The organism is Wolbachia endosymbiont (group A) of Pipizella viduata (genome assembly GCF_964028555.1).
GTDB lineage: Bacteria > Pseudomonadota > Alphaproteobacteria > Rickettsiales > Anaplasmataceae > Wolbachia.
Window position 1 is genome coordinate 1 of record NZ_OZ034787.1, and the last position, 16,482, is coordinate 16,482.

The following is a 16,482-nucleotide window of genomic DNA, read 5'->3' on the forward strand; positions in this document are numbered from 1 at the left end:
TGGAAAGCAGCAAAACAACAATAGTAGAAGTTATCAAACAAAATGAGCCAGGTGAAAGAGTGCCTATTTGGCTAATGCGTCAGGCTGGCAGGTCTCTTCCTGAGTACCGCAAAGCAGTGGAAAATATGAATAATTTTATGGAGATATGCTACAACACAGATTTAGTGACAGAATTGACGTTACAGCCAGTGACAAGATTTGACGTGGATGCGGCGATAATTTTTTCAGACATTTTAATAATAGCTGATGTTTTGGGTTGTGACGTGAATTTCCTGCGCAATGTGGGCCCGAGAATAAAACCTATAAAGAATCCTAAAGAATTGAAAAGTCCACAAGACATTGAAGCTAAAATTTTACCAATTCTAAACGCTATAAAGAAAGTCAGAAGTCAGCTATCAAAAAAAAAGCCTCTTATAGGATTTGCTGGTGGCCCATGGACAGTAGCTTCATATATCATAGAAGGTGGAAGCAGCAAAACTTTTTCCAAAGTATTAAATTTTTACCCTTCGTATTTGAAGGAAATAATTGAACGAATAACGGAAGCAACGATTATTTATCTAATTAAACAGATAGAATTTGGAGCAGATGTTATTCAGCTATTTGACAGTAATGCTGGTGCATTATCGGAACCATTGTTTAAAGAATATGTTATCGAACCAACAAAGAGAATTACCTTGGCAATAAAGGATAGATTTTCTGATTTTCCAATAATAGGATTTCCAAGGTCTGCTGGAAATCTTTATAAGGATTACTGCGAACAAACAGGTGTATCTGCAGTAAGTATAGATTATAATGTCCCAATAGAATGGGCGAAAGCGAATCTAAAAATCCCTCTACAAGGAAATCTTGATCCTAATCTTTTAGCCTATAATAAAACGGAAGCAATAAAAGAAGCAAAACGTATAATAGATTGCTTTAGAGATTCACCCTTCATATTTAATCTCGGACATGGAGTACTCCCTGATACTCCAGTTGAAAATATCACTGCGTTGGTGAATTTGGTAAAAAGCTACTAATACAATACACAAAATTCCTAGCTTTTTTGCTGTACAGGGTTTATCATTTGAATTTAGCTTCAGTAAGATATGTCAGACCTTGCAAAAAGAATGTCCCTAATAAAACCATCACCTACGATTGCTGTAACTGATAAGGCAAATAAGTTGAAAAATGAAGGAAAAAAGATCTGTGTTTTAGCTGCAGGAGAACCGGATTTTGATACTCCAGATCATATAAAAAAAGCAGCTATTCAAGCAATAAGTGAAGGTAAAACTAAGTATACTGCTGTTGATGGAACGCGTGAGCTGAAAGAAGCAATAATTAATAAGTTAAGAAGGGATAATAACCTCGAGTACACGTTTAACCAAATCTGTGTTGGTACTGGCGCTAAGCAGGTGTTATTCAATTTGTTTATGGCAACAATTAACTCTGGAGATGAAGTTATTATTCCAGCTCCTTATTGGGTTTCATATGTTGATATGGTAAATCTTTTTGGAGGCTTACCAGTTGTAGTGGAATGCAAACAAAATTTTAAACTGACAGCGGAATTATTGAAAAGCAGGATAACTAAAAAAACTAAATGGTTAATTCTTAACTCACCAAACAATCCTGCAGGAGTTGTGTACACATATGATGAATTGAAAGACATAGCACAAATATTGCTTGAATATCCACATGTGAATGTCGTTACAGATGATATTTATGAGCATATAATATACGACGAAAAGTTTTTTACTATCACTCAGGTTGAGCCAAAGCTTTACAACAGAGTTTTTGTAGTCAATGGAGTGTCAAAAGCCTATGCAATGACAGGCTGGAGAATAGGGTATATTGCAGGTAGAAGTGATGTAGTAAAAGCTATCTCTACGCTGCAGTCTCAGAGCACTTCTAACCCAAATTCGATAGCACAAGCGGCAGCAGCAGCAGCATTAAACGGTGACCATAGTTTTTTGAAAGAAAGAACAAGGATTTTTAAGAGTCGTAGAGATTTTATGGTGAAAAAGCTAAATTCTGCTCCGGGATTATCAGCATCCATTCCGCAAGGCGCATTTTATTTATTTGTCTCGTGTGAAGGATTGCTCAGTAAGAGTACAAAAAGTGGTAAAGTAATAAATAATGATCTTGATTTCACTGAATACCTGCTAGAGGATCATTTAGTTGCTGTGGTTCCAGGAATTGCGTTTGGTCTAGAAAATTTTATCAGAATTTCTTATGCAACCTCTCAGGAACAATTAGAAATTGGATGTGATAGTATTACTAAAGCGTGCCAGGAGTTAAAATGAAATAGACTATCCATAAATTACCCATTTCACCGCGTCAAAAATATTCACTAAGGTTATCTTGAATGTTCTAACTTGTATTTTTCTATGGAAGGCGTTTTTATTGAGTGAGCAAGTGTCTTTCTAATATTGAATTCCTCATTTTTTTCATTTCGTTGCAGTAAGTTAATGTTATTTATTTTATTTACTAAATCTTTCCCTTTCTCCAGAGTCTTTAAATCACTTTCGTTAATGTGATGCTCATTGTAAAATTCTGCAACAATTTCTTTTCTTTTCGGGTGAGTATTTAAAAATTCCGACACCTGATGTTTAGCAACAGCTTGAATAAATTTCTTATTAAATCTTGAATCGTTATATAGATTTTCCAAACTTTTGTCATAATGTTTTGCTTCGTTTATAGTGAGTTTTATTATCTTTTCTATGCCACTTAGAAGTTCCCTATACAATTTGTCATATCTATTGCCTGACACATGTGTAGCGAATGTTTATTCAATGTATTTTGTTATGTAATTTTGCAATGTATTATCTATTGTGCTTATGTTCATCAACCTGCCTCAATGTTATATTAACTATTTTACATGTAGAAAGGTTAATATTGAGTTAATAGGGTACTTCTGAAGTCAAATTTTACTGAAAATTATAGTATTTAATATATAATTGTTAGCATGAAATAAAAACATAAATAAAATGGATCTTGTAACAAAAGTGAAGCTCAAGATAAAGATGAATAAGGGCAAAATCATAAATATACTTGTCATTTGTGGTGTAATTTTTTTCATATACCTTATTCATGAGCCAGTTGTAGATATGGTAGAAAAAATTATAAGTAAAATAAAAGGTCTCTTTTAAAAATAGAAAAAGTGAACTTTTTCCATTATCCAAACTTGAACCTGGAAAATTTAGTTAATGCATAAACTACTTATGTTGGCTATGAGTTCAACTGTATAAAATTCCGGTAAATTAAAATAAGTATTCATAAAAATATTGTTTTCTATAAACAGAGTATCTATAATACTAGCTTTGGGGTAAAGTACTGCAGAGGAATTTTTTAATCTGGTTGTTGGCGTCACTGTTTTATGCGTACCAATATATATTACGCGTAATTCCAAACATAATTGCGCCTGGATTGATAACAAAATTTAACATAAGTATTACAGATGTTGGCCAGTTTGGTGGGTTATACTATGTAGGCTATACGCTAGCTCATATACCTGTTGGTCTTTTCCTTGATAGATTTGGGCCAAAATTTGTTTTGCCTGCTTGTATTGTTTTAACATTTACCGGAACATTACCGCTTATATGTTTTGATGAGTGGTATTATTCAATACTTGGCAGAATAGTTGTTGGAATTGGGTCATCCGCTTCAGCAATTGGGCTTTTTAAAGTTGCAAGCATGTATTTTGCGCAAGAAAAATCAGCAAGAATGGCTAGTTTATCCATAATTATAGGAACTTTGGGGGGGATATGTGGCGGATTACCGTTAGACTTCTTACTCAATAAATTTGGCTGGAATTATGTTATCTATACCTTCTCAGCATTCGGGTGTTTACTTGCTCTGTTACTGTTCTTAGTAACGCCTGAAAGCAATGCTCAACAGGAAAAAGTTAGCATTAGAGACTTGAAAAACATACTTTTCAACAAGCATATTATTCTAATTAGCTTTTTTGGTGGACTCATGGTCGGTCCAATGCAAGGTTTTGCTGATGGTTGGGCGAAAGCATTCTTTTTTGAAGTATATGAAATGAATGAAGGCTTGGCATCTTCTCTCTCTTCCGTAATATTGATAGGAATGTTAACAGGATCATTCTCTTTGGCTTATTTATTGGAAAAGTATAAAAATAAGCATTATGAAGTAATAATTTCATGCTCATTTGCAATGATCGCCGGTTTTCTATTACTTTTTACTCAGATTGGTGGCTTGTATGTTGTATTACCTACGCTTTTTATTATCGGCTTTGCATCTGGATATCAAGTAGTTACAATTTATAAAGCACTAAGTTATGTAAATAATAACTTAGTAGGCTTAGCTACAGCTGTGTCAAACATGATAGTCATGGGTTTTGGCTATTTTTTTCACACTGGAATCGCAAAAATAATAAATTTGTGTTGGGATAGAACAGTAATACAAGGAAATCCTGTGTATAGTGCTGAATTGCTGATAAAAGCAACATCTATTATTCCTGTATGTTTGCTAATAGCTGTTTTTGGGCTCTTATGGTTAAAAAAGCAGGATAAGTAGTCTTAAAATTGCTTGTGCATCTTAAAATTAAAGCGAGGTTTGATCTATGATGAGTGTTTTAAAAAAAATCTGTGGCTCTAAAAATAGTTTAAAGTCTTTTGATAACGAGGTTTATCAGTTTATAGAAAAAGAGTTACAACGTCAAAAGTCACAATTGCAATTAATTGCATCAGAGAATTTTGCAAGTAAAGCAGTAATGGAAGCACAAGGCTCTTTTCTGACTAATAAATATGCAGAAGGCTATCCAGGCAAAAGGTATTACTGTGGTTGTGAGCATGTGGACAAAGTTGAAAGTCTAGCTATAGAAAGACTTTGTAAGCTGTTCGGTGTTAAATTTGCAAACGTTCAACCTCATTCTGGTTCTCAGGCAAATCAGGCGGTATTTGCTTCACTGCTTACTCCAGGCGATACAATACTTGGATTATCACTGAGTTGCGGTGGACATCTAACTCATGGTGCGGCACCAAGCCTTTCTGGTAAATGGTTTAAGTCAATTCAGTATACAGTTAACAAAGACACTTATCTGCTCAATATGGATGAGATAGAAAAGCTGGCGCTGGAGCATAAACCAAAATTGATCATAGCTGGTGCTTCTGCTTATCCGAGAAAAATGGACTTCAAACGCTTTCGCGAAATTGCAGATAAAGTTGGTGCTTATTTGCTTGCAGACATTGCTCACTATGCAGGGCTTATTGCAGCGGGCGAATATCCATCTCCTGCTGAATATGCACATGTTATGACTTCCACGACTCACAAAACTTTGCGTGGTCCTCGTGGTGGAATAGTGATGACCAATGATGAAATATTACACAAAAAAATTCAATCTGCAGTTTTTCCAGGATTGCAGGGCGGGCCACTTATGCATGTAATAGCTGCAAAAGCTGTTGCATTTAAAGAAGCATTAGCGCCAGAGTTTAAAACTTATAGCAAGAAAATCGTGGAAAATGCGAAAGTACTAGCTCAAGAATTGCAAAGGCATGGACTCGACATTATAACCGGTGGCACTGACTCTCATATAGTGCTAGTTGACTTAAGATCGCAGAAATTAACTGGAAAAGACGTTGTAGATAGCCTTGAGAGGGCTGGCATTACCTGCAATAAAAACTCTGTACCATTTGATACAGAAAAGCCAACCATCACTTCAGGGCTCCGTTTTGGCACCGCTGCTGAGACAACACGCGGACTTGAGGCAGAAAATTTTAAAGAGATAGCCAGCCTAGTAAATGAAGTGGTTCAGGGATTAATCAGCGGAAATAGCTCAAGTGTCGAAAAAGCAGTAAAAACTAAAGTTGAAAAGATTTGTAGTAATTTTCCTATTTATTAATTTATGTGGTGTCATCCAAGTAGCTGGTAGAAACGGAAAAAGTTGCTTGACAAGCTTTGCCAGCTCCCTTATTATGATAGTAAGGGTATTTATGACTCAAAACTTGTTTTTGACCTGCAGGCTCAATGACAAAATTCAGTAAAAAACTCAGGGTATTTTTTGGCGGATTACATAAAATTATAGCGGCTGCATGTCTTTTAAATTTTTTCTACATTCAGCCAAACCGCGCTTAAACTAAGCGTCAGCACATTATTACAGCGCCACTTACAGTAATATAGAGTCAAAACTCGCACCACGGGAGTTCTTTGCCTTTTTTTTCATTTGGTAAATTTCTTAATGTTTGTAGCTAAAAGAGCCCAAGAGAGGTGTCATCCCGCTGCTTGTTAGCGGGATCTATGTGAGATACCGCGGCGGTATGACGGTTAATTATTCCGCGCGGGATGACAAGAAAGGAGCAGCAGGATGACACCTCACCATGTCATTCCAGCGCGTGGCACACATCTGTACGAACATTGTTATAATAAGAGTTCATGAAAGATGTCATCTGGAATCTTGTTCCAATGTTAAACAACACAAAGTTGAAAAAGTAGAGCAAGAATTACTTACAATTCAATAATTCTCCAAAATCAATTATGTTTGAAAAGTAATCACTATCTATAACGTCATCACTCACACCGTTAACGTGAATAAGGACTGGACGACATGAAAAGCCTTTTGGACGCTTTAGTGTATCTATTTTCTTTTGTACTTCTTGTATTATTGAATGACCGATTTTATTTTTTGAGAATTTGATTTCGCAAATGTAGAGTGTGTTAAACCTTGTTTGAATCATGTAATCAATTTGACAACCAGCACCTGTCTTCCTCTGAAAAAATGGATTTTCGCTTACTATTCCATCAATTCTCAAGATATTATGTATGCTCTTTCTATTGTTAAGCACCAAATTTTCAAACTGAAGTCCAATAATTGTATGCCACTCTGGTAGAGATGTAAGTAACCCTATAGAGTAGGTGTCGCGATTAATTTTTCCTAGATTTTTTTCAATATATTTTAGATAAAACCTTAAATAATTATCTTGAAGTCTGTACTTCCTGAGTCGTGAATCAGTACCCGTTTTTATATCCCAAGTGTGATCCTTTGCAATAAAACCGGCAAGCTCGAGCTCATATAGATACTCAGAAATGCGTCCGTGTCTTGCAATGTTTAAAGCAGTACAAATTTCTTCCTGTTCTTTAGCTCCAGTAGAAAGAGCTCTCACTATTTGCTTATAAAAAGCTGTTTTTCGCATGAATAGATCTGAAAATATTTGGTCAAACTCCTCAACTAAAAATCCACCTTTTGTAAAACAAAGCGTTTTAATATTTCTTTCAGCACTGTGTCTAAAATTTACCTCTTCTAAATATTTTGGAATTCCACCGGTTACTGCAAGCACCTTAAACTTTTCGTATGCTGAAATATTTTTTGGCCAAAATTCATTGCAATCAGAAAGTGATAACTCCCCGAGTGTTAAAGTCAACGATATTCTTCCTACAAAACCAGTACTACTAAGTATATTTTTCTCGATCCAAGATGATGCAGATCCACAGACAACAAAAATTAGCTTGTTATTATTTTTTAGCTGTGTATCCCAAAAATTCTTTATTTTGCCTAAAAAAGTTGGATCTTTTGAGCCCATCCAAGAAATTTCATCAAGGAGCAATAATATTTTGCCAGATAGTAAACGTTCACCAACTGCCCATAGTAAGTCACTCCAGTCGTCATATCTAGCAAAAGATGTATTAAATTGTCTAGCAACTTGTCTAGAAAATTCATTAAGTTGGTGGGATGTTGTAGTATGCTTTTCTGTTGGCAAACCTGCAAATGAGTAATGTTGTTCGAAATGTTTACCAAACTCTTGAATTAAACGACTTTTTCCTATACGACGCCTTCCTTTGACTACTACAAAAGATGCAGTGTTTTTTTCCGTAAGCTCCAGCAGTTGCTTCAACTCGGTTTGCCTACCAATAAATGATGGAGACATAAAATACAAAATATAAATCTTTGTCTCCATTATACATGATGAAATTGGAGACGTAAATAAGTAAATTTTGATCTTTGTCTCTATAGTGCTATAGCTAAACTGACTTAGATTTACCGACAATTTGAAAAACCGTCATTCCGCTACGTGTTAGCGGAATCTATCTGCGGCGGTATGACGTAGGGGTTGCTGAGAACTTGTCATTCCAGTGCTTGACACACAACTGTACGAACATTCCCGTATTCATTACACAATTACTAGGCTACCATAGTTTTCCGGGTCCCTGTGTCCGCTACTTAGATGGCACCCTGCCTACCCTCAAAAGCTATAACAACTTACCTATTATGCTGCTCCTGGAACCTTCCCATTCACGTTTTGTTGTTCTTTCGTTTCATCCACTTTAGTACTAGGCTTTGACAGCATGTATGTAACACCACCAACTGCCAGTGCCGCTGTTGCGATTGCAGCAACGGCTATTACCACAGGCATTAGTTCAACCGCAATTGTTCCAGTTGCAAAAAGTGTCACTGCTATTGCAGCGCCTAATACCGCAACTGAACCACCGACAAAAAACCCTTTCATGGCCGCTGATGTAGATTGTTTTTTCTCTGTTTTTCCTAGAAGACGTGTTGTATCTTTATTATCATCCTTATTTTGTGGTAAATTGTTTGTTCCTTCGTTTTGCTTTCTAAGCTGTTTTTCTTCTGCTTCTTTCAGAAACTCCTTCATATAATCATCTCGAGCTAAGTCTCTTGGAGTTTGACCTTTATTATCTCTCAATAAAAGATCTGCTCCATTTTCTACTAAAGCTTTTACTATACTTTCCGTACTAACTGCAGCAGCATAATGTAAAGGAGTCCTTCCATCTTTATCTACTGCATTGACATTTGTTTTTTTTGACTTTAATAACGCATCTACTGACTCATTACAGATAGAGTTAGCAGCTGCGTGTAAAGGGGTCCATTCAAGTCTACCTACTACTGCATTAACATTGATTTCTTTTACTCCCAATAGAGCATTCACAACACTTGCTGCCTCATTGCAAACAGCCAGATATAGTAATGTGGGCTTCCTACCTTCCAACCATTCAAATCGATGATTCACATCAAAATCAGCTTTTTCCCACTTATCATACTCATCTTCATCTTTTACTTTTAATCTCTCTTTTATTTTTTCAATTACATTATTTTCATTTAGGTTTCCCCCCTCATTGTTAACTGCACTTAATATTTCTTCCCACTGATCGTATTTCATTGTCATAACTTTACCTCTTGCTTTAAATGATATTTTTAATTACCATATTATAGCAAGAAAGTCAATCTCATTACTCAAGTAATACCTGGTATCAGAAAAAAACAGCATTAATTACTTGCTATTAGACTTCTTACATTACCTCCTGTCATCCAAGTAGCTGATACTGCCAAAGGTTACTCAAAAGGTGGTGGTTATACAAGAAATCTATTACAAATTATTTAGACAGAGCTTAGAGTTTTCTACTTATAACTCACTTTCACGCAATATTGATCGTTCTTAAAAAGCAATCTAACATTTTTTATTCCTTGATTGCGAAGCTTTGATGCAGCTGATTTAGCAGCCTGAGCACTTTTAAAAAATGCAACATATCCCTTACTTTCTGCACTGTCTTGTTTCGGGTGACGTTTCTGCATTTCTTTTTCATATTGCTTTCTGTAATGAGGAGTATTTTGTATCAATTGTTCTGACATCTTTCTTAGGTATTGGACTTTTACCTTTGCAAGCCCTACTTTATGAAATCCTAAGACTTGAGCTGCTTTTTCTGATAAGTCTATTATTCTGCCTTCAATAAAAGGCCCTCTATCGTTAATCCTTACAACAAGCTTTCTTCCATTTTCTAAATTAGTGACAAGAGCAAAGCAGGGTAGGGGCAAAGTCTTATGCGCTGCAGAGATCAAGTGACGGTTAAACACTTCACCATTTGCTGTAAGCGTGCCATGATCTTCTATTCCATACCACGACGCTATCCCTATCTCTTCATAGTGTTTACAGTTTTTTGGATAATAAGTTATACCATTTATTGTGTAGCTGCAGCCAATTTTATAATGACCTGCAGTGCAATTAAACCTGTTGCTAAAACTGCAACTACTCATCAAAACAAATATTAGACATAGGAAGGCTAGGTTTTTTATCATTGTATTCGGTAAGAGGGTTCGATACTATGAGGATTTTAAATTATACTATAATAAATTTAGTAATGAGTAAACATCTACTGCTAAATATTAACAAAACTCAAAAAAGAATAATACATATAATTGGTATAGGTGGAATCGGAATGAGTGCCATTGCTGAAATTCTTCACAATTCCAATTACAAAGTTCAAGGCAGTGATGCACAATCAAACAACAATGTAGATAGATTACAAAGGCTGGGCATAGAGGTTTTTATTGGTCACAATGCTAATAATATAAGCCAAGCTCAAATAGTTGTACATTCTTCTGCGATAGAATCTGATAATGTGGAGTTAGTAACAGCGAGAAATAACAATAAAACCATTTTGCATAGATCAGACATACTTGCTGAAATTATGAAAGATAAATATGTGATAGCAGTTTCGGGTTCAAGTGGAAAGACGACAACAATGGCTATGATTGCTTCTATTTTTGATCATTCTAATATTGATGCAACTGTAATTGTAGGAGGAATACTAAATTCGTATCAGAGTAATTCAAGACTTGGAAAGAGTGACATTTTTTTAATCGAAGCTGATGAGTCTGATGGAACCATGCTAAAAATTCCTGCAAATATTTCTGTCATAACCAGTATTAACGACGATCATATGGATCATTATGGTACATTCGACGATATTAAAAATGCGTTTTCTCAGTTTATAAGCAAAGCAGATTTTGCAGTTTTGCCTGATTCTGTAGGCATTAATTATGATGCAAGTAACTCTATGATGTTTGGGTTTGAAAGTGGTAACATTAGAGCCAGCAACATCGAACAACATAATAACAGCATGGAATTTGATGTGTTGATTGACAATAACCACAGAATAAAAAACGTAGTACTATCAAACACAATAGGAATGCATAAAGTCAGTAACGCACTAGCTGCAATATCAGTTGCGATAAAGCTCGGGATTAGCAATGCAGAGATTAAAAAAGGCCTTTTGGAATTTCAAGGAGTAGCAAGAAGATTCTCTTTGATTGCCAATATTAAAGGTGTTAAGTTAATTGAGGATTATGCCCATCATCCAAATGAAATATATGCAACTTTAACGGCTGCACGTTCGATTACTAAAGGAAAAGTAATAGGAATTATCGAACCACTTCGTTTTGCTCGCGTTCGTAATTTTTTTGGTGAATTCATAAGGATCTTTATGATGTTTGACTATGTAATCCTTACTCCTATTCATCCCCCAGAAGACAAGCCTATTCCTGGTTGTGGGATTGATGATATACAAAAAGCTTTAATCAGTAATGGGTTTAATGATGTAAAGATTATGAATGATGCTCTACTCATTTCACATTTTATTAGTGATTCGACAAGTCCAGGTGATATAGTATTATTTATTGGTGCTGGTAGTAATATAGCTAAATTGGCAAAGGAAACTGCAGCACTTATTGCGGAAGTTAAGGTTTAATGCGATGAATAAGATAATCAACAACGTACTTGCAAGAGAAATTTTAGATAGCAGGGGTTACCCCACTGTTGAGGTGGAAATTGAACTCTGTGATGGAGCAATAGGTAGGGCCTCTGTACCTTCTGGAGCTTCAACTGGTAAATTAGAAGCCTTGGAACTCAGAGACCAAGATGAGAAAAGGTATTGTGGTAAAGGAGTGCTGAAAGCTGTTCAAGCTGTAAATGGAGTGATAGCAAATGAAATCATTGGCATGGATGCAACAAACCAAAGTGCAATTGATAAAGCATTAGTTGAACTAGATGGAACAAAAAATAAATCTAAACTTGGAGCAAATGCAACTTTGGGTGTGTCTCTTGCGGTTGCAAAAGCAGCAGCAAACAGTTTCAAAATACCGTTGTATAGATATTTGGGAGGAGAGCAGATGCCGGTTCCACTCATTAACATAATTAATGGTGGAGTACATGCAGACAATAAGCTCGATTTCCAAGAATTCATGATTCTTCCGGTCGGTGCTGAGACTTTCAGTGAAGCAATCAGAATATCTGCGGAGGTGTTCCACAACTTACGTAGCATTCTTAAGAAAAAGGGTTATAGCACAAACGTAGGAGATGAAGGCGGTTTTGCACCAAATATTGAAAGTACTGAAGAAGCACTTGACTTGATCATATACGCTATAGAATCAGCAGGTTATTCAGCGCAAAGTGATTTTGCACTAGGCCTTGATGTTGCTTCATCTACTTTTTATGAAGATGGAATTTACAAATTTGAAAATAAAGAGCTTACTTCAAAAGAATTGACTGAATATTATTGTAATCTTGTGGAAAGATATCCAATAATTTCTATAGAAGATGCAATGAGTGAAGACGATTACGAAGGTTGGAAATTACTTACTGCAAAATTGGGGAGTAAAATTCAATTGGTTGGGGATGATTTATTTGTTACAAATTGTGAACTAATAGGCAAAGGAATAGAAGAAAAAATGGCAAATGCTGTACTGATCAAGCCAAATCAAATAGGGACGTTAACAGAAACTTTTGCTGCTATTGAAATGGCAAAATCAAACAACTACAAAGCTGTTATTTCTCACCGCTCAGGTGAAACAGAAGACACAACAATATCTCATATAGCAGTTGCATCAAATTGCGGGCAAATAAAAACCGGGTCGCTGTCGCGTTCTGATAGGCTCGCGAAGTATAACGAGCTAATGAGAATAGAAAGCGCATTAGGAAAAGATGCTAAATATTATCGTGGGTTAGCATGGGTTTTATAGACGAAGTAAAATTGTACTTAAAAGCCGGTGATGGTGGTGACGGTTGTGCAAGTTTTCGTCGAGAAAAGTTCGTTGAATTTGGTGGTCCAAATGGTGGTAATGGAGGAAAGGGTGGAAACATAGTTTTCATCAGCGACGCTAATCTCAACACTTTGCTTCATTTTCGTTATAGAAGACACATTAAAGCAGATAATGGGAAAAATGGTGCAGGCAGGGATAGATCTGGCACAGCAGGGAAAGACGTTATACTTCGAGTTCCAGTCGGTGCACAAATAATTGATGAAGAAAGTGAAGAGATAATAGTAGATCTTGACAAGCCTGGTATGGAATTTCAAGTAGCACAGGGTGGAAAAGGTGGACTTGGAAATACTAATTTTAAATCTTCTACTAATAAGGCACCAAGACATTTTACTTACGGTCAGCCTGGCGAAGAAAAACATGTATTATTAAAACTAAAAGTTTTATCAGATGTTGGAATTATTGGCATGCCAAACGCAGGTAAATCAAAATTTTTGACTCGCTGCTCAAATTCCGATACAAAAGTAGGCGATTATCCATTTACCACCGTAAGACCCCACTTAGGTGTGACAAAAGTGGATGATAGCGAAGTTGTAATAGCAGATATTCCTGGAATAATCACCGATGCTCACCTTGGGGTTGGGCTCGGACATAAATTTTTAAAGCACATAGAAAGGTGTCAAATTTTACTTCATTTAATCGATGTAACTCATGATGACGTTGTTTCGGCTTATAGTTGTATCCATAATGAATTGGAACTTTACAATGGTGATCTTGTTGAAAAAGAAGAGATTGTAGTATTAAACAAATGCGACTTGCTGAGAGAAGCAGAAATTCTGGAAAAGAAGAGTCACCTAGCCAATTATCTTAATAAAGAAGTGCTGTGCTTATCAATTAATGGTGATTTACAGCCTATTTTAAGATTATTAAGTGAAAAATTGAAAAAGAGTAATTCTAAGGAAATCGATGTATATGATCCTTTTAAGATGTGAATTTCATTTAGATAATTGATGTTTTTCATTTATTTTATCATATAACTAGAATATATGTGTACGAACGTTTGTTTTTGAAGGTGATTTGCACAGTAAATGGTCAGCGCGTGACGCACTGCCCAGTTCATGTTAGCTATAAATATTTAAGAAATTTACCAAACGAAAAAAAAGGCAAAAGAAGCCCTGGGGTTATTATCTGCTTTAAAATATTGGCGTTTTTTATGTTTTAAACGCTTGACAAGCGAGATTAAGCTGCTTTTAATTGCAACTAACCTACGCTGCAAATGTTTAAGAAGTTTACCAAGCAGAAAAAAAGACAAAGAATCCCCGAGTTAGCTAGTCCTTTACTATCTTTGTCGAGTATTGGCATTTTTTGATGTCTTGTAACGCTTTGTAAGCGCGTTCAGCTTATTTAGATAAAAATCTAGATGTAGATGAAGTTTTGTAAAGACATACAGTATCTATATACTGCAAAAAATTGAACATAAGACGCCGATACATTAAGTAATCCTTACCTTTTAATCTGCAGATTGGCGAAAGCAAATACAATAGCTTCACTGTCATGATAAGGGGACTGGCGGAGTTTGTCAAGGAATTTTTGCATTTAATTCGTTTCTGCGAGCTACCTGGATAAGAAGTTTTCCTACTGAAATTTTGAAAAATGTAATCTACTTCTATATTCAAATATATCAAGCAGTAATTCAAAATTAGCCATTGCACCTTTTGCGTTATTATACGCGAGATTGAGCAGCTCTTTGTCCTGATATAAATCAGCAAATTTAAATTCCATACATCCTGATTGTTTTGTGCCTAAAATATCTCCACTGCCTCTTAGCATCATATCCCTTTCAGCAATGTAAAATCCGTCCTGTGACTCACACATGATCTTTAACTTTGAAGATGAGCTTTTACTTAAATTATCGTATAATAATACACAAAAAGATGGCTTGTTTCCTCGCCCTACTCTGCCTCTTAACTGATGTAATTGCGATAACCCAAATTGCTCTGCATTTTCTATAATCATAATGGTTGCATCTGGCACATCTATACCAACTTCTATCACAGTGGTTGCAACAAGCAAAGAAAATTCATTTCTTTTGAAGGAAAACATAACTTGATCTTTCTGCTCCTGAGTCAATTTTCCGTGTATTATCCCGACTCTATCAAAAAATGTTTTTTGTAATTCCTGAAAACGCATCTCTGCTGCAGCAATATTGGTCTCTTCGTTTTCTTCTATATATGGACAAATCCAATATGCTTTTTCGCCCCTGTTTATAGCACCTTTTAGCTTTTCAATAACATCTGGCACCCTACTAATGTTCATAGTTACAGTTTTTATTGGCAATCTGGATTTTGGTTTTTCTCTCAAAATTGAACATTCAACGTCACCATACATAGCTTGCTGCAAGGTTCTTGGAATGGGAGTTGCAGTAACGAAAAGTATATCGGCATTTTCTCCTTTTCCTACCAAGCGATTTCTCTGCATCACTCCAAATCGCTGTTGCTCGTCTATGACTGCAAGCCCTAAATTTTTAAATGTAACGTTAGCTTGAAATAACGCGTGGGTGCCAATCACTATATTTAAAACACCACTTGCAAGTTCGTTCATGATAATCTTTCTTTCCTTGCGCGAAGTTTTACCAGTAAGCAGCGCAACTTTTATATCGGTACAGGATAAAACTTCCTCAATCCAATTATAATGTTGCTCCGCCAAGATAGTAGTCGGTGCCATTAGAGCTACCTGCATGTTGTTTTCTACCACATTTAGCATCGCAAAAAGTGCAACTACGGTTTTGCCACTACCAACATCACCTTGCAGCAAGCTCATCATGCGATACTTGGATTTTTGCCTCTCTGAAATTTCATCTATTGCACGAATTTGATCGTTTGTTAATTGAAACGATAATTCATTTAAAACTTGCTCTTTATATTTATTCAATACTATAAATTCTCTTCCCCTTTTTTTTACATGATTTTCTCTTGCAAGTTTCAGTGCTAGCTGATACGCAAACAATTCATCATAAGCAAGCCTTTTTCTACAAACCTCGGCTTCCGCCAATGAGCTTGGTCTGTGCAACTTTATGATGCTTTCCCTCCAACTTAGCCATTTTTTTTGCTTGATTAATGTATCATCTATCCACTCTGGCAAATCAGGCAATTCTTTCAGGTTAGAGCTTATTATGTTCCCAATGCTCTTATTGGTAATGCCACGGCATAATTGGTAGACTGGCTCTATGCGAGCTATTTCTTTAAATTGGTTGATGTCAAGCGACACGTAATCTGGATGAGTAATCTGCCAATGCTCAGCAAATTTTTCGAGTTTGCCACTGATGATTACATAGGCTCCAACTGGAAATAGTTTATATAAATACTTAACTGAGTGATTAAAAAAGACTATGAATATATACTGACTCTCACTTTCAACGACTATTTTATATGGTCTACCTCTAAAAGTGGGCGACTGATGCTCATAAACTTTTGCCATGAAAGTTGTAAATTCTCCAACTTGAGTATCAAGTAGTGACTTACTTCTATCTATATAACCAAGCGGCCTATAAAACAGCAGGTCCACCACTTTGTTCCCACCACAGAGTTTAGGTAATATTGCGGAATGGAACTTAAGCATATTTTCCAGCTTGCCATTTAGAAAAGCCAGCACATCTAATTGCTCATTGAGATTCATACATGTGTAAAAACTGTTTATCAATAATAGAGCCTTTTTAAAAT

Annotated in this window: 11 protein-coding genes and 2 pseudogenes; 8 read left to right on the top strand and 5 right to left on the bottom strand. The window is 35.8% G+C overall.

Features of this window, described 5'->3' with window-relative positions; translation table 11 throughout:
* Positions 1-42: 42 nt before the first annotated feature.
* A pseudogene (hemE, locus tag ABWU50_RS00005) lies at positions 43-993 on the top strand (uroporphyrinogen decarboxylase); the annotation flags it as partial.
* A 92-nt stretch (positions 994-1,085) separates the two neighbouring features.
* Entirely contained in the window at positions 1,086-2,279 is a 1,194-nt protein-coding gene (locus ABWU50_RS00010) for a pyridoxal phosphate-dependent aminotransferase (protein ID WP_264731756.1), read from the top strand.
* A gap of 53 nt (positions 2,280-2,332) precedes the next feature.
* Here the strand turns inward: ABWU50_RS00010 and ABWU50_RS00015 are convergent.
* Positions 2,333-2,821: pseudogene (locus tag ABWU50_RS00015) on the bottom strand (hypothetical protein).
* A 142-nt stretch (positions 2,822-2,963) separates the two neighbouring features.
* On the opposite strand from ABWU50_RS00015, the gene ABWU50_RS00020 reads away from it, so the two are divergent.
* From ABWU50_RS00020 to glyA, 3 genes are all read left to right on the top strand, one after another.
* A complete protein-coding gene (locus tag ABWU50_RS00020; RefSeq protein WP_264735850.1) occupies positions 2,964-3,125 on the top strand; it encodes a hypothetical protein in 162 nt (53 codons plus the stop codon).
* 184 nt (positions 3,126-3,309) lie between these two features.
* Positions 3,310-4,515 carry an MFS transporter gene (locus ABWU50_RS00025; protein WP_253307380.1) on the top strand — a complete coding sequence of 402 codons (1,206 nt, stop codon included), beginning with the start codon at positions 3,310-3,312 and terminating at the stop codon, positions 4,513-4,515.
* Positions 4,516-4,561: 46 nt separating this feature from the next.
* A complete protein-coding gene (gene glyA, locus ABWU50_RS00030) occupies positions 4,562-5,839 on the top strand; it encodes a serine hydroxymethyltransferase (protein ID WP_353275870.1) in 1,278 nt (425 codons plus the stop codon).
* A 598-nt stretch (positions 5,840-6,437) separates the two neighbouring features.
* Here glyA and ABWU50_RS00035 read toward each other — a convergent pair.
* The 3 genes from ABWU50_RS00035 to ABWU50_RS00045 form a co-directional block, all read right to left on the bottom strand.
* The gene (locus ABWU50_RS00035) at positions 6,438-7,859 is read right to left on the bottom strand and encodes an AAA family ATPase (RefSeq protein WP_353275871.1); all 1,422 of its coding nucleotides are present in this window, start codon (positions 7,857-7,859) and stop codon (positions 6,438-6,440) included.
* 339 nt (positions 7,860-8,198) lie between these two features.
* A complete protein-coding gene (locus ABWU50_RS00040) occupies positions 8,199-9,116 on the bottom strand; it encodes an ankyrin repeat domain-containing protein (RefSeq protein ID WP_353275872.1) in 918 nt (305 codons plus the stop codon).
* 233 nt (positions 9,117-9,349) lie between these two features.
* Positions 9,350-10,024, bottom strand: coding sequence for a septal ring lytic transglycosylase RlpA family protein (locus ABWU50_RS00045; RefSeq protein ID WP_353275873.1), 675 nt, complete (start codon positions 10,022-10,024; stop codon positions 9,350-9,352).
* Between the two features lie 26 nt (positions 10,025-10,050).
* Between ABWU50_RS00045 and murC the strand changes: the two genes are divergently transcribed.
* The 3 genes from murC to cgtA are packed head-to-tail and all read left to right on the top strand — an operon-like array spanning position 10,051 to position 13,755.
* The gene (murC, locus tag ABWU50_RS00050) at positions 10,051-11,475 is read left to right on the top strand and encodes a UDP-N-acetylmuramate--L-alanine ligase (protein WP_353275875.1); all 1,425 of its coding nucleotides are present in this window, start codon (positions 10,051-10,053) and stop codon (positions 11,473-11,475) included.
* A gap of 4 nt (positions 11,476-11,479) precedes the next feature.
* Positions 11,480-12,745 carry a phosphopyruvate hydratase gene (gene eno, locus ABWU50_RS00055; protein WP_353275877.1) on the top strand — a complete coding sequence of 422 codons (1,266 nt, stop codon included), beginning with the start codon at positions 11,480-11,482 and terminating at the stop codon, positions 12,743-12,745.
* Positions 12,733-13,755 (top strand): Obg family GTPase CgtA, encoded by a 1,023-nt coding sequence (cgtA, locus tag ABWU50_RS00060; RefSeq protein ID WP_353275878.1) that lies wholly within the window; start codon positions 12,733-12,735, stop codon positions 13,753-13,755. Before eno ends, cgtA begins: the two co-directional genes overlap by 13 nt.
* Positions 13,756-14,398: 643 nt before the next feature.
* Here the strand turns inward: cgtA and recG are convergent.
* On the bottom strand, positions 14,399-16,438 hold the full coding sequence (gene recG / locus ABWU50_RS00065; protein WP_264688219.1) for an ATP-dependent DNA helicase RecG: 2,040 nt from the start codon (positions 16,436-16,438) through the stop codon (positions 14,399-14,401).
* Positions 16,439-16,482 lie beyond the last annotated feature (44 nt).

What these genes read in the sequence shown, in the direction of transcription:
- ABWU50_RS00035 (WP_353275871.1), bottom strand. Translation starts at nt 7,859, where the DNA reads ATGTCTCCATCATTTATTGGTAGGCAAACCGAGTTGAAGCAACTGCTG.
- cgtA (WP_353275878.1), top strand. Translation starts at nt 12,733, where the DNA reads ATGGGTTTTATAGACGAAGTAAAATTGTACTTAAAAGCCGGTGATGGT.
- ABWU50_RS00045 (WP_353275873.1), bottom strand. Translation starts at nt 10,024, where the DNA reads ATGATAAAAAACCTAGCCTTCCTATGTCTAATATTTGTTTTGATGAGT.
- eno (WP_353275877.1), top strand. Translation starts at nt 11,480, where the DNA reads ATGAATAAGATAATCAACAACGTACTTGCAAGAGAAATTTTAGATAGC.
- murC (WP_353275875.1), top strand. Translation starts at nt 10,051, where the DNA reads ATGAGGATTTTAAATTATACTATAATAAATTTAGTAATGAGTAAACAT.
- glyA (WP_353275870.1), top strand. Translation starts at nt 4,562, where the DNA reads ATGATGAGTGTTTTAAAAAAAATCTGTGGCTCTAAAAATAGTTTAAAG.
- ABWU50_RS00020 (WP_264735850.1), top strand. Translation starts at nt 2,964, where the DNA reads ATGGATCTTGTAACAAAAGTGAAGCTCAAGATAAAGATGAATAAGGGC.
- ABWU50_RS00010 (WP_264731756.1), top strand. Translation starts at nt 1,086, where the DNA reads ATGTCAGACCTTGCAAAAAGAATGTCCCTAATAAAACCATCACCTACG.
- recG (WP_264688219.1), bottom strand. Translation starts at nt 16,438, where the DNA reads ATGAATCTCAATGAGCAATTAGATGTGCTGGCTTTTCTAAATGGCAAG.
- ABWU50_RS00040 (WP_353275872.1), bottom strand. Translation starts at nt 9,116, where the DNA reads ATGACAATGAAATACGATCAGTGGGAAGAAATATTAAGTGCAGTTAAC.